Source organism: Paludibacillus litoralis (assembly GCF_037646705.1).
GTDB lineage: Bacteria > Pseudomonadota > Alphaproteobacteria > Rhodobacterales > Rhodobacteraceae > Pikeienuella > Pikeienuella litoralis.
This window is the reverse complement of sequence record NZ_JBBHER010000013.1, coordinates 41969-63241: the sequence shown is the minus strand read 5'-3', so window position 1 is coordinate 63241 and position 21273 is coordinate 41969. Positions and strand designations below refer to the sequence as shown.

The window sequence follows — 21273 nt, the reverse complement described above, 5'->3', positions numbered from 1 at the left end:
GACCGAATGGCTCGCCGCGCGCTCCGGCGCCCCCGTCGACCCGCCCCCGATCGGACGAAAAGGGAAAAAACCCCTCGCAAAAGCCCCGGGAACCTACGTCCTCCAGAAATAAGGCGCCCGGGGCGTCATAGGGGCGGCGCCGGAGAGAGCGCCGAAAATCAGAGGGCAGCGCCTTGAAGTTGATCGAGAACCGGACATTCGACGAGAACGGATTCGGCGGCGGCGCCGGGTCGATCCATATTCTGAAAGCCAGGGACATCGGGATGGTCGCGGCCAGGGCATGGAGGCGGGCGACATGATCGCCAGACGACGGGTTCATCTCGCGCGAACCGGAATCGCGCGCGCGCCGAGCGTTCCGACCCGCCGCGCGGACGGGGTCATGGCGCGGCTTCATATCCATCACATACGGAAAACCGTCATATGAGCGATCTTGTTCTGACCCTCAACGCCGGCTCTTCAAGCTTGAAGTTCGGCCTCTTTCCCCGCCGCCCCGGAGCGACGGCGCTGATCCGGGGCAAGATCGCCGGCATCGGGCGCGCGCCGGTCTTCACGGCGCAGGGGCCGGACGGCGACGCGTTGGAGAAGGCGGGCCTGGCGGAGATTGCGGGCGACGCCAGCCACGAGGCCCTCGTCGCGCTGCTGCTGGACTGGCTGGAGGCGCATCAGGGCGGGGGCGCGCTGGTCGCGGTGGGGCACAGGGTCGTCCATGGCGGCCGCGAGTTTCATGAGCCGGCCAGGGTCGATGAAGAGGTTCTCGCCGCGCTCGACAAGCTGACGCCGCTGGCGCCGCTCCATCAGCCGCAGAACCTCGCCGCGGTCCGGGCGGTCGCGGCGCGGAGGCCGGATTTGCCGCAGATCGTCTGTTTCGACACCAGTTTTCACCGCACGCAGGGCCGGCTCGCCCGGACATTCGCTCTGCCGCGCGCGCTGACCGACCAGGGGATCATCCGCTACGGGTTTCACGGGCTTTCCTATGAATACATCGCCGGGACGCTGCCGGATCATCTCGGCGCGCGCGCCGATGGCCGCGTCGTCGTCGCGCATCTCGGCAATGGGGCCAGCATGTGCGCGCTGAAGGAGCGGAAAAGCGTGGCGACCAGCATGGGGTTCGCCGCGCTCGACGGGCTGATGATGGGGCGGCGCTGCGGATCGCTGGACCCCGCCGTCGTGCTGCATCTGATCGAGAACGACGGGATGAGCGCGGCGGAGGTCGGCGATCTGCTCTACAACCAGTCCGGCCTTCTCGGCGTGTCCGGGATCAGCAACAACATGCGGGTTCTGGAGGAGAGCGACGACCCCCACGCCCGCGAGGCGATCGAGCTGTTCTGCTACCGCGCGGCGAGCGTCCTCGGCGCGCTGTCGGCCGAGAATGGCGGGCTCGACGCGCTGGTCTTCACCGCCGGAATTGGCGAGAATTCGGCCGAGGTCCGCCGGCTGATCTGCGAGCGGATGGGCTGGCTCGGCGTGGAGCTGGACGCCGCCGCCAACGCCGCCGGCGCGCGCCGCATCAGTTCGGCGCGCTCAGCGGTCGATGTGCTGGTGCTCCCGACCGATGAAGAGGCGGTGATCGCCCGCGCCACAATCGACATGGCCGCTTCGATATGACCGCCCGGCGCAAGATCTGCGAGCGCGCGTCCATGGCCCGCCGCCTCGCGGCGCCGGCCGACCGGCGCCCATGAAACGGAGGAAAGCCATGAACCGCAAGACGCAGATCAACGGCTGGTACATATTCCTCGCCATCCTCGGCGTGTTGTTCCTGCAAGACCTCTGGGAGCGGAACCAGACCATCGAGGCGATCCCCTACAGCCAGTTCGAGACCTATCTCGATCAGGGCGCCGTCTCCGAGGTCACGGTCGGCGGCGACTCCATCCGCGGCGTTTTCAAGACGCCGAAGGATGGCAAGACCGGTTTCGTCACCACGCCGGTTCCGCTCGACCTTGCGGACCGGCTGGAGAAGGCGGGCGTCATCTATTCCGGCGCGGTCGAGAACACCTGGGTCGCGGCGCTGCTGTCCTGGGTTCTGCCGATGCTGCTGTTCCTCGGCGTCTGGATGTTCCTGATCCGCGGGATCGCCAACAAGCAGGGCATGGGCGGCTTCATGTCCATCGGCAAGAGCAAGGCCAAGATCTACGTGGAGAGCGACACCAAGGTGACGTTCGACGACGTCGCGGGCGTGGACGAGGCCAAGGCCGAGTTGCAGGAGGTCATCGATTTCCTGAAGGACCCGAAGGGCTATGGCAGCCTCGGCGCGCGGATGCCGAAGGGCATCCTGCTGGTCGGGCCGCCCGGCACCGGCAAGACGCTTCTGGCGCGCGCGGTGGCGGGTCAGGCGGGGACGCCGTTCTATTCGATTTCAGGGTCGGAATTCGTCGAGATGTTCGTCGGCGTCGGCGCCGCGCGGGTCCGGGACCTGTTCGAGCAGGCCCGCAAGGCCGCGCCCGCGATCATCTTCATCGACGAGCTTGACGCGCTCGGCCGGGCCCGCAACGCCGGCGCGATCCAGGGCGGCAACGATGAGCGTGAGCAGACGCTGAACCAGCTGCTCTCGGAGCTCGACGGGTTCGACCCGACCGAGGGCGTGGTGCTGCTGGCCGCGACCAACCGGCCGGAGATCCTCGACCCCGCGCTCTTGCGCGCCGGGCGCTTCGACCGGCAGGTGCTGGTTGACAGGCCCGACCGCCCCGGACGCGTGCAGATCCTGAACGTCCACGTCAGGAAGATCACCCTCGCCAAGGATGTGGATCTCGAACAGGTGGCGCAGATGACCACCGGATTCTCCGGCGCCGATCTCGCCAATCTCGTCAACGAGTCGGCGCTTCTGGCCACGAGGCGGCGCGCGTCGGCGGTCGGGATGGAGGATTTCACCCGCGCCATCGAGCGGATCGTGGCCGGGCTGGAGAAGCGCAACCGGCTGATCAATCCGAAGGAGCGGCGGATCGTGGCGTTCCACGAAATGGGGCATGCGCTGGTCGGCATGGCGCTGCCGGGCATGGATGCGGTGCACAAGGTGTCGATCATCCCGCGCGGCGTCGGCGCGCTCGGCTATACGATCCAGCGGCCGACCGAGGATCGGTTTCTGATGACGGAGACCGAGCTTCGCAACAAGATCGCGGTCCTGCTTGGCGGGCGGGCGGCAGAAAAGCTGGTGTTCGATCATCTGTCGACAGGCGCGGCGGACGATCTGGTGCGCGCGACCGACATCGCCCGGTCCATGGTGGCGCGCTACGGCATGGACGCCGCGCTCGGCAATGTCAGCTACGACAGCGACAGGCCCGGCTTTCTGGGCGAGCAGACCCATCGCTATATCGAGCGCAGCTACAGCGAGGCCACCGCCGAGGCGCTGGACGTCTCGGTTCGGAAGATCCTGCATGAGGTGTTCGACGAGGCGCTGGCGATCCTGACCGACAATCGCGATCTCCTCGACCGCGCCGCCGAGCGCCTGCTGGAGGCCGAGACCCTGGACGAAGCCGCCCTGCGGGACCTCACGGCGGATCTGCGCCGCCCCGCCGCCGACTCCGGGAGGGACGCGAAGGCCGCCCAGACCGGAGCCGATCAGCCGGCGCCGGTCACGAATTCCGGCGCCGGCGGCGAAGAGAGGCTGAGCGGCGCATGAAGGATCGGGCCGAAACGGGCGAGGGAGCCGGAACTGTCGTCGCCATTCGCGGCGGCGTCGTGGATGTCGCTTTCACCGGCGGCGTTCCGCGGATCAACGCGCTGGTGCGCGCCAGCGACGTCGCCATGGAGGTCGCGTCGCTGATCGGCGACGGCGTCGTGCGCTGCATCGCGCTCGGGCCGGTGCGCGGGCTCGGGCTGGGCGTTCCGGTCTCGGCCAGCGGCGCCGGCATCGAGGTCCCGGTGGGCGAGGCGGTGCTGGGGCGGATGCTGGACATGTTCGGCGCCCCGCTCGACGGGCTGCCGCCGCCGGTCGCGGCCGCGCGTCGCCCGATCCACCAGCCGCCGCCGCCGCTGTCGGAGCGGAGCCTCCGCGCCGAGGTGCTGGAGACCGGGATCAAGGCGATCGACCTTCTGTCGCCGATCGAGCGCGGCGGCAAGACCGGCCTGTTCGGCGGCGCCGGGGTCGGCAAGACTGTGCTCCTGAGCGAATTGATCCACAACACCGTCTCGCACCATCAGGGCGTCAGCCTGTTCTGCGGCATCGGCGAGCGATCCCGCGAGGCGGAGGAGCTCTGGCGGGAGATGGGCGAGGCGGGCGTCCGCGACAAGATGGTCATGCTGTTCGGCCAGATGAACGAAGCCCCGGGCGTGCGCTTTCTGGTCGGCAATTCGGCCCTGACCATGGCCGAATACTTCCGCGACGACCGCGAACAGGACGTGCTGCTCCTGATCGACAACATCTTCCGGTTCGTCCAGGCGGGATCGGAGGTTTCGGGGCTTCTCGGCCGGATGCCGTCGCGCGTCGGCTATCAGCCGACGCTGGCGACCGAGCTCGCGGCGCTGCAGGAGCGGATCTCCTCGACCCGCAAGGGCTCGATCACCTCGATCCAGGCGGTCTACGTTCCCGCCGACGATTTCACCGACCCGGCGGCGGCGCATATCTTTTCGCATCTCTCGGCTTCGGTCGTACTGTCGCGAAAGCGCGCGAGCGAGGGGCTTTATCCGGCGGTCGACCCGCTGGCCTCGGCCTCGGTCATGCTGACGCCGGCCGTGGTCGGGCAGCGCCATTACGATATCGCCCGCGCCGTGCGCCGGACGCTCGCGGAATATGAGGAGCTGCGCGACATCATCGCGATGCTCGGGATCGAGGAGCTCTCGGCCCATGACCGCGCCATCGTCGCGCGCGCCCGCCGGCTCGAGCGCTTCCTGACCCAGCCCTTCTTCACCGTGAGCGCCTCGGCCGGAACCACCGGCAGGCTGGTGCCGATCGCCGAGACGCTGGACGGGTGCGAGGCCATCCTCGCACAGACCAGGTTCGACCTGCCGGAAAGCGCCTATTACATGATCGGCGGCCTCTCCGACCTCGAGGCGTCGGCATGAGCATGGCCGCTGAAATGCGGGTCAGCCTTCGGCTGCCCATCCGCCTCCTTTTCGAAGGGCCGGCGATCCGCCTGAACGGGTCGGCGCCGGACGGCGCGTTCGGCATCCTGCCCAATCATGCGGATTTCGTCACCGAGCTGGCGCCGTCGGTGCTGCTGGTCACGCAGCCGGACGGGCGCGAGCGGGTTTTCGGCGTCGACGTGGGACTCCTGGTCAAGAAGGGCCACGACGTGCGGATCGCGGTGCGCCGCGGCGTGGAGAGCGACGATCTCGAGAGCTTGCGCGAGACCGTCGGCGACAGTTTCGCCGGACTGGAGGATGACGAGCGGGCGGCGCGGGCGGCCCTCTCCCGGCTCGAGGCGGATATGGTGCATCGTTTCGCCGCCCTCAGGAGGCCGCGCCCATGACCGAGGAGCGCGACAGGTCGAGCGAGGATATCGGCGGCCACGCCCGCCGGATGAAGGAAGCGCGCGACAATCCCGGCCCGAGCCCGCTGCGCGGCATCGGCGCCTTCGGCGTGATCGGCTGGTCGATCGCCGTGCCGACCGTGGGCGGAGCGGCGCTGGGGCTGTGGCTCGACCATGCGGCGCCGCAGGCGTTCTCCTGGACCGTCGCGCTCATTCTCGGCGGCGTGGTCGTCGGCGCGCTGGTCGCCTGGGCCTGGATCGGCAAGGAAGGAGACGAGAAATGATCGCCATCGACTGGACCTCCCTCGGGCTGGGGCTGATCGTCGGGGCGCTCGTGGGCGCGCTGTTCTTCACCGGGCTCGCCTGGGGAATACGGCTCGCGCTGCGCGCGGCCCGCCCGGCGCCGGTGCTGCTGATGAGCGCCGCGCTGCGGATCGGGGTCCTGCTCGGCGTCGGCTGGCTGATCGCCGGGCAAGGACTGACCGCGCTGGCCGGCTTCGCGCTGGCCTTCGTCGCGGCGCGCTTCACCGCGACCGCGATCACGCGCCCGAGCGCCGGAACGGAGGGCCGCTGATGGAACTGACCCCGGACGACAGCATCGTTTTCGCGATCGGCGCTTTCGCCGTCAACAAGACGATCTTCAACACCTGGATCATCATGGCGCTGCTGACCGGCGCGTCGGCCCTGATCACCCGCAACCTGCGCCCGGATGTGCCGCCCAACCGCTGGCGCACCACGCTCGAAGTCATCGTCGGCCTGATCCAGAGCCAGATCGCCGAAATCACGCAGCGCCCGGACCGGCGGCTGCTGTACTTCAGCGGCACGCTGTTCCTGTTCATCGTGACCTCGAATCTGCTGACGGTGGTCCCGGGCTTCGATCCGCCGACCGCATCGCTCTCGACCACGGCGGCGCTGGCGCTGGCGGTTCTGGTGGCGGTTCCGCTGTTCGGCGTCGGCAGTCGCGGCCTTCGCGGCCATCTCCACAGCTACATGGAGCCGACGGTCTTCATGCTGCCCTTCAACATCATCAGCGAATTCTCGCGCGGCGTCTCGCTGGCGATCCGGCTTTACGGAAATATCATGAGCGGCGCGGTCATCGCGGCGATCCTGCTCGGAGTCGCGCCGTTCTTCTTCCCGGTGGCGATGGACATGCTCGGCCTGCTGACCGGCGTCATTCAGGCCTACATCTTCGCTATTCTCGCCACCGTCTACATCTCGTCGGCCACGGCTCCGCCGCCGTCTGACGACACTGAAACCGCAAAGGACCGGACATGACTGATCTCTCCATCATCGCCGCCATCTCGATCTTCACGGCGGGGCTCACCGTATCCTTCGGCGCGCTCGGCCCGGCGCTCGGCGAGGGCCGCGCGGCGGCGACGGCGCTCAACGCCATCGCGCAGCAGCCCGATGCGGCCCCCACCCTGTCGCGCACGCTCTTCGTCAGCCTCGCGATGATCGAATCCACCGCGATCTACTGTTTCGTCGTCGCCATGATCCTGCTCTTCGCCAATCCGTTCTGGAACGCGGCGCTTGAAGCGGTGGCGCAGAACCCGGGCGGCTAGAGATGTCGATCGACTGGATCACGGTCGGCGCGCAGATCGTCAACTTTCTGGCGCTGATCTGGCTGCTGAAGCGGTTCCTCTATCGCCCGATCCTCGACGGGATCGACGCGCGAGAGAGCGAGATCGCCGAGCGGATGGCCGAAGCCGCGACGATCCGCGAGACCGCCGAAGCCGCGGCGGCGAAGCATGAGGCCGAGATCGCCGCGCTCCGCGCCAGCCGCGCCGGGGCGCTGGAGGAGGCCCGCGCCGCGGCCGAGGCCGAACGCAGCGCCCTTTTGGCGGAAGCGCGCGCGCGTCTCGCCAGAGAACAGGCCGAGCGCGAGGCGCAGCGCGCCGAGGAGGCGCGCAAATACACCGCCGATCTGCATCGGAGCGGCGCCAAGGCGTTGCTCTCCCTCACCCGCAAGGCGCTGTCGGATCTTGCCGACGAGACGCTGGAGCGCCAGATCGTCGCCCACACCATCGCCCGGCTCGGCGAGGTCGCAGAAGAGCTCCGCGCCGCGGCCGGCGACAGCCGCGAAGCGGTCGTCCTGACCAGCGCTCCGCTGCCGGCCGAAGCATGCGCGCGCCTTGAGAAAGGGGTCGCCGCGGCGCTTCCCGGCTTCACCCTGCGTTTCGAGTCCGATCCCTCGCTTCCGCCCGGCCTCACCCTCAGGCTCGGCGGCGCGCAGGTCGCCTGGACGGTGGACAGTTATCTCGACGGCCTCGACGCGGTGCTGGAGGAACAGACCGGGCGGCCCGTGGCGAAGAAAGGACTGACCGATGCCGCATGACGCCGAGGCGGCCCGCACCACAAGCGATCTGGTGCAGGCGTTGCTGGACAGCCCGCCTCCCGCGCCGCAGGTCAGCGAGATCGGCCGCGTCGCCGAGGTGGGCGACGGCGTCGCCATCGTCACCGGTCTGGCGCGGGCGCTGTCGGACGAGCTTCTGGAGTTCGCGTCCGGGGTCCGCGGAATCGTCTTCGATCTGGAGCCGGACCGGTTGGGCGTGGTGCTGCTCGGCCCTTCGGAAAAGGTCGCTCAGGGCGAGGATGTGCGCCGAACCGGCCAGGTGGTCAGCGTCCCCGTCGGCCCGGCGCTGCTCGGCCGGGTCGTCGATGCGCTGGGCCGGCCGCTTGACGAGCGCGGACCGGTGAACGCGGCCACCCCGCGCCCGATCGAGGCCGAGGCGCCGGGCATCCTGCGCCGCTCCGCCATCAAGCGGCCGCTGGCGACCGGGCTGAAGGCGATCGACGCCGCGGTGCCGGTGGGCCTCGGTCAGCGCGAGTTGATCATCGGCGACCGGCAGACCGGCAAGACCTCGATCGCGGTCGATACGATCCTCAACCAGCGCGAGACCGGTGTCATCTGCATCTATTGCGCCATCGGCCAGCGCGGCGACGCGGTGGCCAAGGTGATCGGCGCAATCCGCGACGGCGGCATGACGGATCGGAGCGTGATCATCGCCGCAGGCGACGAGGACGCGCCGGGCCTCTGCTATATCGCGCCCTACGCCGCCATGTCGGTGGCCGAGAGCTTCGCCGCCAAGGGGCGCGATGTGCTGGTGGTGATGGACGATCTCACCCATCATGCGCACTCGTATCGCGAGCTTTCGCTTCTCTTGCGCCGGCCGCCCGGGCGCGAGGCGTTTCCGGGCGACATCTTTTATGTGCACGCGCGGCTTCTGGAGCGCGCCGGCCAGTTCACCGCCGCCGCGGGCGGCGGCTCGATCACGGCGCTGCCGGTGGTCGAGACCCAGGCCGAGAATCTCTCCGCCTATATCCCGACCAACCTGATCTCGATCACCGACGGCCAGATCTATCTCTCTCCGCGCCTCGTGCGGCGGAACCAGTTTCCCGCCGTCGATCTCGGCGTGTCGGTCAGCCGCGTCGGCGGCAAGGCGCAGGCGCGGGCCTTCCGCGAGGTCGCGGGGAACCTGAGGGTGACGCTGTCGCAATTCGAGGAGCTGGAGGAATTCGCCCGGTTCGGCACCCGGCTGGACCAGGCGACGCGAACCAGATTGGCGCGCGGCGCCGCCGTCCGCGCGGCTCTCCGCCAGCCCGAGCGCGATCCGATGCCGGGCGCGGAGCAACTCGCGGTTCTGGTCGCCGCGATGGAGGGGCTGCTCGACGATCTCGACGAGGCGCGAGCCGGCGCAGCGATGGAGGCCATCCGCGCCGCGATCCGGGCCGACGATCACGGGCTCGCCGCGTTGATCGCGGGAGACGCGGAGATCAGCGACGAGGACCGTGAGCGGATCATCGCCGCCGCGCGCCAGGCGATTGCGGAAGAGGCCGGGACAAATGGCGCAGACGCTTGAGCTTCTGACCCATCGCACCGAGACGATGCGCAGCATCCGCGGCATCGTGCGCACGATGAAAACCATGTCGGCGATCAACGCCCGCCCCTATGAACAGGCCGCCCACGCCATCGAGGCGTATCGGGAAACCGTGCTCGACGGGTTTCACGCGTTCCTGCATCGCCACGGCCCGCTGCCGGTCGAGGCGGAGGCCGGCGCGACGCCGGTCGTCATCGCCTTCGGCTCCGACCATGGGCTTTGCGGCAATTACAACGAGATGCTCGCCGCCGAAGCCCTGCGGATCATGGATGCTCCGAAAACCACCCGGTTGATCTGCGTCGGCGCGCAGATGGAGGACGCGTTGACCGGAGCCGGCGCCCCGCCCGAGGCGACGTTGTTGCCGCCCGCCACTGCGGACGGGCTCGCGCGTCTGGCGAGCGCGCTGATCACCCGGCTCGACGGGTTCCGGCGCTCCGCCAGATCGGGCGGGATCATCGTGACTCTGGTGTTCATGCGGCGCGCCGCTCATGGTCGGCAGACGCCGGAGGCGAAATGTCTGCTGCCGCTCGATCCGGCCATGATCGAGACGCTTTCCAAGCGCCCCTGGACCTCGCGCAGCCTGCCGCTTTTCAGGCAGCCGCCGGAGCAGATTCTCGCGGCGTTGATCCGGAGTTATCTCTTCGCCGACCTTTTTCGCGCCGCCGCCGAGGCGCTGGTGACGGAGAACGCCGCACGGCTTGCGCGGATGCAGCAGGCCGAGCAATCCGTCGATGATCAACTTGAAGAACTGACGGCCGAGGCGCGGTCGGTCCGTCAGAGCGAGATCACCACCGAACTGTTGGACGTGATCACCGGATTCGAGGCGCTGAAGGATCGCAACAAGCGCGAGAAACGCAAGAAATGACGCGGGGCGGACGTGAACCGCGCTTGGACCGCCAAGCATACGCCCGCGCCGCCGCACCAATAAACTGGACATTAATCACATATGTCTATTTATAATAAACCGCAAATTTGACGGGACCGCATGGGATGGCGGCGCCTGTCCGGCGCGGCGGCCGGGAAACCGAGGATCGAGACGTGGGCGCGACCTATTACAGCATCAAGGCGGACATCCTGCGCAAGATCACGACGGGCGTCTGGAGACCGGGCGCTCTCCTTCCCAACGAAGTCGAGCTGGCGGCGAGTTACGGGTGCGCCCGCGCCACGGTGAACCGCGCCATGCGCGAGCTGGCCGAGGACGGGATCATCGAGCGGAAGCGCAAGGCCGGCACCCGCGTCCGCATGGCTCCGGTGCGCTCTGCGCGGTTCGAAATTCCTGTCGTCCGGCGGGAGATCGAAGATCAGGGCGCGGTTTACCGTTACGCGCTGATCCAGAGCGAGACCGTCACCGCCCCGGACTGGCTGCGGGCGCGCATGGACCTCGCCCCGGAGGATCTGGCGCTGCACCTGATCTGCCTCCACTTCGCGGATGGGGCGCCCTTTCAGTATGAGGACCGCTGGATCAATCTCGCGCTTCTTCCGCAGGCGCGGGACGTCGACTTCACGCGAAGCGGGCCGAACGAATGGCTGGTGGAGACGGTTCCGTTCTCGGATGTCGAGATCAGCTTTTCCGCCGCCGCCGCCGGGCCGGCGCTGGCCGAGCATTTCGGCTGCGCCGCCGGCGAGCCGCTGTTCCAGGTCGAGCGTTCGACCTGGTGGGAGGGACAGGCGGTCACGCATGTCCGGCTCAGCTACGCGCGCGGCTACCGGATGACGACGCGCTACTGAGCGCGGCTCAAAGCCCCGCGCGCAGCGGCGTGACGGCCGCGCGATAGGCCGCGACGATCGCATCCCGGCTTCGGTGGCGCCCGTTTCGCACCAGATGGCGCCCGGCCGACCAGACGTCGGAGACCATGTCGGACCCGCCCGCGAAGACGAACGCGTCCAGCGCCGTGTCGCCCTGCAAACCGGCGAGGTCGGGGTGCTCCCCATCGAGCGCGAGAAGATCGGCCCATTCGCCGACCGCGATCACCCCCCGCCCTCTCGCCGCCGCGCATGCGCCGCCGGCGGCGACGGATTCGAAAAGGCGGCGGCCGGTGGAGAGGTCCGGAGTCGCCAGCGCCGCCCGCGAATGATCCCGGAGCCGCTGGCTGGTGTCGAGCTGGCGCAGCTCCTCCGCCAGCGAAATGCGGATATTGCTGTCGGAGCCGATGGAGACGGCGCCGCCCGCCCCCATCCAGCGCACGCCGTCGAAGATCCCGTCGCCGAGGCTCGCCTCGGTCAAAGGGCAGAGCCCGGCCACCGCGCCGGTCCGCGCCAGCGCCTCGGTCTCGCGCGGCAGCATCTGCGTGCAATGGATCAGGCACCACGCGGGACCGAGATCAGCGTTCTCCAGCATCCACTCCACCGGGCGCGCGCCCAACGCCGCGACGACTTCGTCAACCTCCGCGATCTGCTCCGCGAGATGCATGTGGATCGGGCCGCCCTGGGCCAGCGCCGCCGCCCCCGCGATGTCTTCGGCGGCCACGGCCCGCAGCGAGTGTGGCGCGACGCCCAGCGCGCTGTCGGCGGGAAGGTCCGCCAGCGCGCGCCGCGCCTCCTCCATCAGCCGCGCGAACTGTTCGGGTTCATTGCCGAAGCGGATCTGCCCCGGCCCGAGCGGCCGGCGGTCGCAGCCGCCGAAACGGTAATGCACCGGAAGCAGCGTAAGGCCGATTCCGCTGGTCGCGGCGGCGGCGGCGATCCGCTCCGCCATCTCGCCGAGCCGCGCGTAGGGCGCCCCGCCCGGCTGATGATGCAGGTAGTGGAATTCGACGCTGGCGCCGAAGCCGGCCTCCAGCATCTCCATCTGCACGAAAGCCGCGATCGCCTCCACCTGGTCGGGGTCGATCCGGTCGAGAAATCTGAACATCAGGTCGCGCCAGGTCCAGAAACTGTCGGTCGGGTTCGGCCCCCGGCGCTCGGTCAGCCCCGCCAGCGCCCGCTGGAAGGCGTGAGAGTGGCTGTTGGCCGGCGCGGGCGCGAGAAAAGCCGCCCTGACGGCGCCCTCAGGCCGCCCCGCGCCAATCTCGGCGATCCGGCCGTCCGCGCCGATCCTCAACGAGACATCCTCCGCCCATCCCGTCGGCAGGAGCGCGCGCGCGGCCCAGATACGTGTCATGTTTTTCACCTTGACAAGGATATTATGTCCAGACATAAGAACATTTAACCGCACCATATTCAAGAACTGTTTTCGCAATGCTGCTGACCAATGCGACGATCGCGACGATGACCGGGCCGGGCCGTTACGGCCTGATCGAAAATGGCGCGATCGCGCTCGACTCCGGCCGGATCGCCTGGGTCGGCGCCGCCGCCGAGGCGCCCGGCCCGCGGGCGAAAGCCGACCGGCGCGACCTCGAAGGCAGGCTCGTCACCCCCGCCCTGATCGACTGCCACACGCACGTGGTTCACGGCGGCGACCGCGCGCGGGAATTCGAGATGCGGCTCGAAGGCGCCAGCTATGAGGAGATCGCCCGCGCCGGCGGCGGCATCGTCTCCACCGTGGCCGCGACGCGGGGCTCCAGCGAAGAGGCGCTGCTTTCCGCGGCGCTCCGCCATGTCGACGCGCTGATCGCGGAGGGCGTCGCGACGATCGAGATCAAATCGGGCTACGGCCTCGACCGCGACACCGAGATCAAGATGCTGCGCGCCGCGCGGATGGTGGCGGCGCGCCGCCCGATCCGGGTGAAGACCAGCTTTCTCGGCGCGCACGCGATCCCGCCGGAATACGCCGGCCGGGCGGACGCCTATATCGACGATGTGGTCGTCCCCACCCTAGACGCCGCGCACGCCGAGGGGCTGGTCGACGCCGTGGACGGGTTCTGCGAGGGCATCGCCTTCGACGCCGCGCAGATCGCGCGGGTGTTCGACCGGGCCCGCGCGCTCGGTCTGCCGGTGAAGCTCCACGCCGAGCAGCTGTCGCATATGGGCGGCGTCCGGCTCGCCGCGCGCTATGGCGCGCTCTCGGCCGATCATCTCGAATATGCGACCGAGGCCGACGCGGCGGAGATGGCCGCCGCAGGCGTCGTCGCGGTGGTGCTGCCCGGCGCTTTCTACACCCTCCGCGAGACCCAGGCGCCGCCAGTCTCCGCGTTTCGCAAACACGGCGTGCCGATGGCGCTGGCCACCGATTGCAACCCCGGCTCCTCGCCGATGAGCTCGCTGCTGCTGGCCATGAACATGGGGTGCTCCCTTTTCCGGATGACGCCCGAGGAGGCGCTGGCGGGCGTCACCCGCAACGCGGCGCAGGCGCTCGGCCTCGCCGACGCCGGCGTGATCGAGCCGGGCCGGCGCGCCGATCTCGCGATCTGGGACGTGCGCGCGCCGGCCGAGCTCGCCTATCGGTTTGGCTTCAATCCACTCCATTCCCGAATTTTCGGAGGCTGATCCATGACCATCACGCTCACGCCCGGCGCCGCCACGCTGAAGACGCTGGAGAAGATATGGCGGAGCCACGGCCCGGTGCGGCTCGTTGAGAGCGCGCGCGCCGGGGTCGAAGCGGCGGCGGCGCTGGTCCGCGACGCGGCGGCGGGCGACACGGCGGTCTATGGCGTCAACACCGGATTCGGAAAACTCGCCAGCGTGAAGATCGCGGCGAAGGACACCGAGGCCCTGCAGCGCAACCTGATCCTCAGCCATTGCTGCGGGGTCGGCGCGCCGCTCGAGCCGGAGGCGACCCGCCTGATGATGGCGCTGAAGCTCCTCTCGCTCGGCCGCGGCGCCTCCGGCGTGGCGTGGGAGACGGTGGCGCTGATCGAGGGCATGCTGACGGCCGGCGTGACGCCGGTGATCCCCGATCAGGGTTCGGTCGGCGCCTCGGGCGATCTCGCGCCGCTCGCGCATATGGCTGCGGCGATGATCGGCGAAGGGCGCGCGCGCCTCAACGGAGAAGAGATGCCGGCGCGGGAGGCGCTGGCCCGCGCCGGGCTCGCCCCCATCGTGCTTGGCCCGAAGGAGGGGCTGGCGCTCATCAACGGGACGCAGTTCTCCACCGCCTGCGCTCTTGTCGGGCTTTTCAACGCATGGGCGAGCGCGCGCGCCTGCATCGTGACCTCGGCGCTCTCGACGGACGCGATCATGGGCTCGACCGCGCCTCTCGTCGATAGGATTCACACGCTTCGCGGCCATCGAGGCCAGATTGAAGCCGCCCGCGCCCAGGCCGCGCTGATGGAGGGGAGCGCCATTCGGGAAAGCCACCGGATCGGCGACGCGCGCGTGCAGGATCCCTACTGCATCCGATGCCAGCCCCAGGTCTCGGGCGCCGCCATCGACCTCCTGCGCTTCGCGGGGAGCACGCTCGAGGTCGAGGCCAACGCGGTGACCGACAATCCGCTGGTGCTGGTCGAGGAGGGATTGATCGTCTCGGGCGGCAATTTTCACGCCGAACCCGTCGCCTTCGCCGCCGATCAGATCGCCATCGCCATCAGCGAGATCGGCGCCATCGCGCAACGGCGCGTCGCGCTGATGGTCGACCCGACGCTGAGCTTCGATCTCCCGCCGTTCCTCACCCCGGATCCGGGGTTGAATTCGGGGCTGATGATCGCCGAGGTGACGACGGCGGCGCTGATGAGCGAAAACAAGCATCTCGCCAATCCCTGCTCCACGGATTCGACTCCCACCTCCGCCAATCAGGAGGATCACGTCTCCATGGCCGCGCACGCCGCGCGCCGGCTCATGCGGATGAACGCCAATCTCAACGTCATCCTCGGGGTGGAGGCGATGTGCGCCGCGCAGGGGATCGAGTTTCGGGCGCCGTTGAAGACCAGCGAAGCCTTGCAGGACGTCCTCGCGCGCCTCAGGGCCGAGATCCCGACCATCAAGGCGGATCGTCTGCTCGCGCCCGACATCGCCGCGGCCGCTGCGATGATCGCCAACGAAACCCTGACCCGGGGGCTTCCGCTTCCCGAACTGGCGGCGTCATGAGCCCGGTCGAGGTCACGCGGGGCGATGGGCCGATCGTTCTCGGCCTGCCGCATACCGGCCTCTGGCTGCCGGATGACGCGCTCGAACGGCTGAACGACAGGGGCCGGGCGCTCGCCGACGCCGACTGGCGCATCGACGAGCTTTACGCCGCCCTCGCGCCGGGCCTGACCACGGTCCGCGCGACGTTCCACCGCTACCTGATCGACGCCAACCGCGACCCCGGCGGGGCCAGCCTCTATCCCGGCCAGAACACCACCGGGCTCTGCCCGACCACGGATTTCGACGGCGAGCCGATCTACCAGGACGGCGCCGAGCCGGATGCGGCCGAGATCGCCCGCCGGCGCGAGACCTGGCACGCGCCCTATCACGCCGCGCTCCAGGCCGAGCTTGACCGCGTGCGCGCCCGCCACGGCGCCGCGATCCTCTATGACTGCCACTCGATCCGCTCATGGATCCCGTTCCTCTTCGAGGGGCGGCTGCCCGACTTCAACATCGGAACCAATTCCGGCGCATCCTGCGCGCCCGAAGTCGAAGCGGCGGTCGTGAGCGTCTGCGGCGCCGCCGAGGGCTACACGATGGTGGCGAACGGCCGCTTCAAGGGCGGCTGGACCACACGCCATTACGGCCGCCCGGAGACGGGTGTGCACGCGATCCAGATGGAGCTGGCGCAATCGACCTATCTCGCGGCGGAGGCGCCGCCCTGGACCTGTTCCGAAGCCAAGGTCGGGCGCCTTCGCCGCCACCTCGGCGACATCATGCGAAACCTGGCCGCGCTGGCCCCCACTCTCAGAGGCGAAAGATGACCGATCCGCGCCACAACACCCGCGACGTCTATCCCCCCACCGGCCCGGAGATCACCGCGAAAAGCTGGCTCACCGAAGCGCCGATGCGGATGCTGATGAACAATCTTCATCCGGATGTGGCGGAAAACCCGCATGAGCTGGTCGTCTATGGCGGCATCGGCCGCGCCGCCCGCACCTGGGCCGATTTCGACAGCATCGTCGCCAGCCTGAAATCTCTCGAAGACGACGAGACGCTGCTGGTGCAGTCCGGCAAGCCGGTCGGCGTCTTTCGCACCCACGCCGACGCGCCCCGCGTGCTGATCGCCAACTCCAATCTCGTGCCGCGCTGGGCGACCTGGGACCATTTCAACGAGCTCGATAAAAAAGGGCTCGCGATGTACGGGCAGATGACCGCGGGCTCGTGGATCTATATCGGCAGCCAGGGCATCGTGCAGGGCACCTACGAGACCTTCGTCGAGGCGGGGCGCCAGCATTATGACGGCGATCTCGCCGGCAAGTGGATCCTGACCGCGGGCCTGGGCGGCATGGGCGGCGCGCAGCCGCTGGCCGCGGTGATGGCCGGCGCCTGCTGCCTCGCCGTCGAATGCGATGAGACGCGCGCCGATTTCCGCCTCCGCACCGGCTACATCGACGAGAAGACAAGCGATCTCGACGAGGCGCTGGCGATGATCGCGCGCTGGACGAAGGCGGGCGACGCGAAATCGGTCGCGCTCATCGGCAACGCCGCCGATATCTTCCCCGAACTCGCCAAACGCATGAAGAACGGCGGCCCGCGCCCCGACATCGTCACCGACCAGACCAGCGCGCATGACCCGATCCACGGCTATCTGCCGCAGGGCTGGACCGTCGGCGAGTGGCGCGCGAAGCAGGAGAGCGCGCCAAAGGCGGTGGAGACCGCCGCGCGGGCGTCGATGAAGGCCCATGTGGCGGCGATGGTGGATTTCTGGAACGCGGGCGTTCCCACGCTCGACTACGGCAACAACATCCGCCAGGTCGCGCTCGAAGAGGGGCTCGAGAACGCCTTCGCCTTCCCCGGATTCGTGCCGGCCTATATCCGCCCGCTTTTCTGCCGCGGTGTCGGGCCGTTCCGCTGGTGCGCGCTTTCAGGCGATCCGGAGGACATCTACAAGACCGACGCCAAGGTGAAGGAGCTGATCGACGACCCGCATCTTCACAACTGGCTCGACATGGCGCGGGAGCGGATCTCCTTTCAGGGGCTTCCGGCGCGGATCTGCTGGGTCGGGCTCGGCCAGCGCGACAAGCTCGGCCTCGCCTTCAACGAGATGGTCCGGAACGGGGAGCTGAAGGCGCCGATCGTGATCGGCCGCGACCATCTCGATTCAGGGAGCGTCGCCAGCCCCAACCGCGAGACCGAGGCGATGAAGGACGGCTCCGACGCGGTGAGCGACTGGCCGCTCCTCAACGCGCTTCTCAACACCGCCAGCGGCGCGACCTGGGTCAGCCTGCATCACGGCGGCGGCGTCGGCATGGGCTTCTCGCAACATTCCGGAATGGTGATCTGCTGCGACGGCACCGAAGCGGCCGACCGGCGCATCGCGCGGGTGCTCTGGAACGACCCGGCGACCGGCGTCATGCGCCACGCCGATGCGGGCTATGAGACCGCGCTCGCCTGCGCCCGCGACCATGAGCTGAACCTGCCCGGCATCCTTCGCTGAGACGCGCGCGCCGGGCCGCCGCCCGTTCGGCCCGGCGCCGCGGAGCTCAGGTTTTCGCGGCCGCTTTCGAGTCGGCGGCGGCCTTCGCGAGATCGCGCGCGACCGCAAACGCGCCCTTGACCCTTGCGTCCTCGTCCCGCCAGTCGCGGCGAACGACAAGCTTGTTGTCGCGGATCTTCGCCCGGCCGCGCTCACCTTCGATGAACGCGACCAGCCCGGCGGGGTAATCGCAACGGCCGCCGCGGAACTGGATCACGCAGCCGCGCTCGCCCGCGTCCAGTTTCTCCACGCCGGCGCGGCGGCACATGGTCTTGATGCGGACGATCCTCAGCAGCGTCTCCACCTCGGGCGGCGGCTTGCCGAAGCGGTCATGCAGCTCCGCCGCGAACCCTTCGAGATCGGTCCGGGTCTCAAGGCCGGAGAGGCGCCGATACAGCCCGAGCCGGAGATCCAGATCCTCGATGTAATCGTCGGGGATCAGAACCGCGACGCCGAGGCTGATCTTCGGCGACCAGGTCTCGTCGAGGTCGGTCAGCCCCTCGGCGGCGCCGGAGCGCAGCTTCGCGATCGTCTCCTCCAGCATGTCCTGGTAAAGCTCGTAGCCAACCTCGCGGATATGGCCGGATTGCTCCTCGCCGAGAAGATTGCCCGCGCCGCGGATGTCCATGTCGTGGCTCGCCAGAGTGAACCCGGCGCCGAGACTGTCGAGCGAGGAGAGCACCTTCAGCCGCTTGTCCGCCGCCGGGGTCAGCGGCTTTCGCGGCTCGGTCGTGAAATAGGCGTAGGCGCGGACCTTGGAGCGCCCCACCCTGCCCCGGATCTGATAGAGCTGCGCAAGGCCGAACATGTCGGCCCGGTGCACGATCAGCGTGTTCGCCGCCGGGATGTCCAGCCCGGATTCGATGATGGTGGTGGACAGGAGCACATCGTATTCGCCGTCGTAGAAAGCGTTCATCCGCTTGTCGAGATCGCCCCCCGCCATCTGACCGTGGCAGGTGACGAAGCTGATCTCGGGGACTTCGCTCCGCAGGAACTCCTCCTGCGCGGCGATGTCGGAGATCCGCGGCACCACGAAGAAGGACTGCCCGCCGCGATAGCGTTCGCGAAGAAGCGCCTCGCGCACCGTCACCGGATCGAACGGCGCGACATAGGTCCGGACCGCCAGCCGGTCCACCGGCGGGGTCGCGATCAGCGACAGCTCCCGCACCCCCGACATCGACATCTGGAGCGTCCGCGGGATCGGGGTCGCCGTCATGGTCAGCACATGAACATCGGAGCGAAGCCGTTTCAGCCGCTCTTTGTGGCCAACGCCGAAATGCTGCTCCTCGTCGATGATCAGAAGGCCGAGATTGCGGAACTTCACGCTCTTGGCCAGCAACGCATGCGTGCCGACGACGATATCCACCGTGCCATCCGCGAGCCCTTCACGCGTCGCCTCCGCCTCCTTCGCGGAGACGAAACGGGAAAGCTGGCGCACCTTCAGCGGCGCGCCCGCGAACCGCTCGCGGAATCCTTTCGCATGCTGGCGCGCGAGGAGCGTCGTCGGGCAAATGAGCGCCACCTGCGCGCCCGACATCGCCGCGACGAAAGCGGCGCGAAGCGCGACCTCGGTCTTGCCGAATCCGACATCGCCGCAGATCAGCCGGTCCATCGGCCGCCCGGAGGCCAGATCCTCGAGCACATCCTCGATCGCGTGAAGCTGGTCGTCGGTCTCCGTATAGGGAAAGCGCGCGCAGAATTCGTCCCAGAGCATGTCGGGGGGCGTCAGCCGCGGCGCTTCGCGCAGCGCCCGCTCCGCCGCGACGCGGATCAGTTTCTCCGCCATGTCGCGGATGCGCTCTTTCAGCTTGGCCTTCTTCGCCTGCCAGGCGCCGCCGCCGAGCCGGTCCAGCAACCCCTCGGCATGGCCATAGCGGGAGAGCAGCTCGATATTTTCGACCGGCAGGTAGAGCCGGTCGCCGCCCGCGTATTTCAGCTCCAGGCATTCATGCGGCGCGCCGAGCGCGGTGACGGTCTTCATCCCCGTGTACCGGCCGACGCCGTGCTCGACATGCACGACCAGGTCGCCCTGCGCCAGCGCGCCGGCCTCGGCGATGAAATTCGCGGTCTTGCGCCTCGAGGTCTTGCGGATCAGCCGCTCGCCGAGAATGTCCTGCTCGGAGATCACCGTCAGATCGCCGGCGACGAACCCCGCCTCCAGCGGCCAGGCGACCAGCCTCAGCGCGCCCTTGGCCGCCGATTCGACCTCGGACCAGCGATGGGCGACGGCGGCGCCCTCCAGTTCGTGATCGGCCAGCATCACGCCCATCCGCTCCCGCGCGCCTTCGGAATAGGCCGCGATGACGACGCGCCCCTTCGCGCGGCGGTCGCGCACATGATCGGCGAGAGCGTCGAAAAGATGCGCATCCTCGCGCTGGCGCTCCGGCGCGAAATTTCGCCCCATCCGCGCGCCGAGGTCGACCACGCCTGGTCCGGGCGGTTGCGCATGGGGCGAAAACCGGCGCACGGGCCGCCCCTCAAGCCGCGATTCAAGCTCATCCGGCGAAAGATAGAGCGCGGCCGGCGGCGGCGCCTTGTAGACCGCCTGCCTGAGCGCCCGATCTTTCGCCGCCGAGGCGCGGGCCTCGTAATGCTCGTTCACCTGGGTCCAGCGCGCCGCCGCCGCATCCTCCGCCAGATGATCGAGCGTGACCGGCGCGCCCGGCAGGTAATCGAACAGGGTCTCCATGCCCTCATGGAAGAGCGCCGCCCAATGCTCCATGCCCTGATGCTTCCGCCCCGCGCTCACCGCGTCATAAAGCGGATCGTCGAGCCCGGCGGCGCCGAACATCTCGCGGTATTTGCGCCGGAATCGGGAAATCGATTCCGGATCGAGCGGCGTCTCCGTCGCCGGCGCAAGCTCCACGCGCGTGATCCGCTCCAGCGTTCGCTGGCTTTCCACGTCGAAGCGGCGGGCGCCGTCCAGAACGTCGCCGAAGAAATCCAGCCGGACCGGGGTCGGCGCGCCCGGCGGGAAGATATCCACGATCCCGCCCCTGAGCGCGAAATCGCCCGGCTCGCTCACCGTCGAGGCGCGGTTGAACCCGGTCCGGCCGAGATGGGCGATCAGCCCGTCCAGATCGACGCTCTGGCCGATCACGGCGGTCCAGCTTCCATCCTTCACCGTGGCGGCCGGCGGCGTGCGGAGGGTCGCGGCGTTCACCGTGGCGAGGATGACCGCCGGCGCCTCCAGCCCGTCCGCCAGCGCCGCCAGAGTCGCCATGCGCTGCGCGGTGATCTCGGCGTTCGGGGAAATCCGGTCATAGGGCGTGCAATCCCACGCCGGAAACCGCAGCAGCGGCAGATCCGGCGCGAAAAACCCGAGCGCGTCCGCCAGCGCCGCCGCGCGCCTGTCGTCCCGCGCGAGATGGATGACCGGCGCGCCATGAGCGCGCGCAAGCTCCGCGACGATCTTGCCGTCGAAGCCTTCCGGCGCGCCGCCGACGCGGAGATCGGTGACGGAAAGCGCGGCGTCTTTCATCGGAAATGGCTCCGGCAGGTGAAACGGCGCCCGGACCTTGGGCCCGGATTATCGGCGTCAACCGCCGTCCCCTAACGCGCCGGGGCGCGCGCC

18 protein-coding genes are annotated in these 21273 nt (G+C 69.1%); 16 read left to right on the top strand and 2 right to left on the bottom strand.

All coding sequences use genetic code 11. The annotated features are described in order from the left end of the window. Positions 1-420: 420 nt before the first annotated feature. The 12 genes from WG921_RS17720 to WG921_RS17665 all read left to right on the top strand — a co-directional run bounded on the left by WG921_RS17720 (position 421) and on the right by WG921_RS17665 (position 11008). Positions 421-1605, top strand: a complete 1185-nt coding sequence (locus tag WG921_RS17720; RefSeq protein WP_340110594.1) for an acetate/propionate family kinase — start codon at positions 421-423, stop codon at positions 1603-1605. 88 nt (positions 1606-1693) lie between these two features. Continuing rightward, the gene (gene ftsH, locus WG921_RS17715; RefSeq protein WP_340110593.1) at positions 1694-3613 is read left to right on the top strand and encodes an ATP-dependent zinc metalloprotease FtsH; all 1920 of its coding nucleotides are present in this window, start codon (positions 1694-1696) and stop codon (positions 3611-3613) included. After that, entirely contained in the window at positions 3610-4995 is a 1386-nt protein-coding gene (atpD, locus tag WG921_RS17710; protein ID WP_340110592.1) for a F0F1 ATP synthase subunit beta, read from the top strand. Before ftsH ends, atpD begins: the two co-directional genes overlap by 4 nt. After that, the gene (locus WG921_RS17705; protein WP_340110591.1) at positions 4992-5402 is read left to right on the top strand and encodes an ATPase; all 411 of its coding nucleotides are present in this window, start codon (positions 4992-4994) and stop codon (positions 5400-5402) included. Before atpD ends, WG921_RS17705 begins: the two co-directional genes overlap by 4 nt. Continuing rightward, complete coding sequence (locus WG921_RS17700; RefSeq protein WP_340110590.1) at positions 5399-5686, top strand: AtpZ/AtpI family protein; 288 nt, start codon at positions 5399-5401, stop codon at positions 5684-5686. Before WG921_RS17705 ends, WG921_RS17700 begins: the two co-directional genes overlap by 4 nt. Further along, complete coding sequence (locus tag WG921_RS17695) at positions 5683-5976, top strand: ATP synthase subunit I (protein ID WP_340110589.1); 294 nt, start codon at positions 5683-5685, stop codon at positions 5974-5976. The genes WG921_RS17700 and WG921_RS17695 overlap by 4 nt, the downstream gene beginning before the upstream one ends. Then, on the top strand, positions 5976-6677 hold the full coding sequence (locus WG921_RS17690) for a F0F1 ATP synthase subunit A (RefSeq protein ID WP_340110588.1): 702 nt from the start codon (positions 5976-5978) through the stop codon (positions 6675-6677). The genes WG921_RS17695 and WG921_RS17690 overlap by 1 nt, the downstream gene beginning before the upstream one ends. Then, complete coding sequence (locus WG921_RS17685) at positions 6674-6964, top strand: F0F1 ATP synthase subunit C (RefSeq protein WP_340110587.1); 291 nt, start codon at positions 6674-6676, stop codon at positions 6962-6964. The genes WG921_RS17690 and WG921_RS17685 overlap by 4 nt, the downstream gene beginning before the upstream one ends. Positions 6965-6966: 2 nt before the next feature. Continuing rightward, positions 6967-7737 (top strand): F0F1 ATP synthase subunit B family protein, encoded by a 771-nt coding sequence (locus WG921_RS17680; protein WP_340110586.1) that lies wholly within the window; start codon positions 6967-6969, stop codon positions 7735-7737. Next, positions 7727-9262: a F0F1 ATP synthase subunit alpha gene (locus tag WG921_RS17675; protein WP_340110585.1), complete on the top strand. Its 1536-nt coding sequence runs from the start codon at positions 7727-7729 to the stop codon at positions 9260-9262. Before WG921_RS17680 ends, WG921_RS17675 begins: the two co-directional genes overlap by 11 nt. Continuing rightward, positions 9246-10145: a F0F1 ATP synthase subunit gamma gene (locus WG921_RS17670; protein ID WP_340110584.1), complete on the top strand. Its 900-nt coding sequence runs from the start codon at positions 9246-9248 to the stop codon at positions 10143-10145. Before WG921_RS17675 ends, WG921_RS17670 begins: the two co-directional genes overlap by 17 nt. Before the next feature lie 125 nt (positions 10146-10270). Next, positions 10271-11008 carry a UTRA domain-containing protein gene (locus tag WG921_RS17665; protein WP_340110583.1) on the top strand — a complete coding sequence of 246 codons (738 nt, stop codon included), beginning with the start codon at positions 10271-10273 and terminating at the stop codon, positions 11006-11008. A 7-nt stretch (positions 11009-11015) separates the two neighbouring features. Here the strand turns inward: WG921_RS17665 and WG921_RS17660 are convergent, their stop codons facing one another. After that, entirely contained in the window at positions 11016-12380 is a 1365-nt protein-coding gene (locus WG921_RS17660; RefSeq protein ID WP_340110582.1) for a formimidoylglutamate deiminase, read from the bottom strand. A gap of 77 nt (positions 12381-12457) precedes the next feature. Between WG921_RS17660 and hutI the strand changes: the two genes are divergently transcribed. From hutI to hutU, 4 genes are read left to right on the top strand one after another with little or no spacing between them, the layout of a single operon-like run. After that, on the top strand, positions 12458-13645 hold the full coding sequence (hutI, locus tag WG921_RS17655; protein ID WP_340110581.1) for an imidazolonepropionase: 1188 nt from the start codon (positions 12458-12460) through the stop codon (positions 13643-13645). A 3-nt stretch (positions 13646-13648) separates the two neighbouring features. Continuing rightward, complete coding sequence (gene hutH / locus WG921_RS17650; RefSeq protein ID WP_340110580.1) at positions 13649-15181, top strand: histidine ammonia-lyase; 1533 nt, start codon at positions 13649-13651, stop codon at positions 15179-15181. Continuing rightward, the gene (gene hutG, locus WG921_RS17645) at positions 15178-15984 is read left to right on the top strand and encodes an N-formylglutamate deformylase (protein ID WP_340110579.1); all 807 of its coding nucleotides are present in this window, start codon (positions 15178-15180) and stop codon (positions 15982-15984) included. The genes hutH and hutG overlap by 4 nt, the downstream gene beginning before the upstream one ends. Continuing rightward, on the top strand, positions 15981-17660 hold the full coding sequence (gene hutU, locus WG921_RS17640; RefSeq protein ID WP_340110578.1) for a urocanate hydratase: 1680 nt from the start codon (positions 15981-15983) through the stop codon (positions 17658-17660). Before hutG ends, hutU begins: the two co-directional genes overlap by 4 nt. Positions 17661-17706: 46 nt before the next feature. On the opposite strand, the gene mfd is transcribed toward hutU, so the two are convergent. Continuing rightward, the gene (gene mfd / locus WG921_RS17635) at positions 17707-21180 is read right to left on the bottom strand and encodes a transcription-repair coupling factor (RefSeq protein WP_340110577.1); all 3474 of its coding nucleotides are present in this window, start codon (positions 21178-21180) and stop codon (positions 17707-17709) included. Positions 21181-21273: the final 93 nt, after the last annotated feature.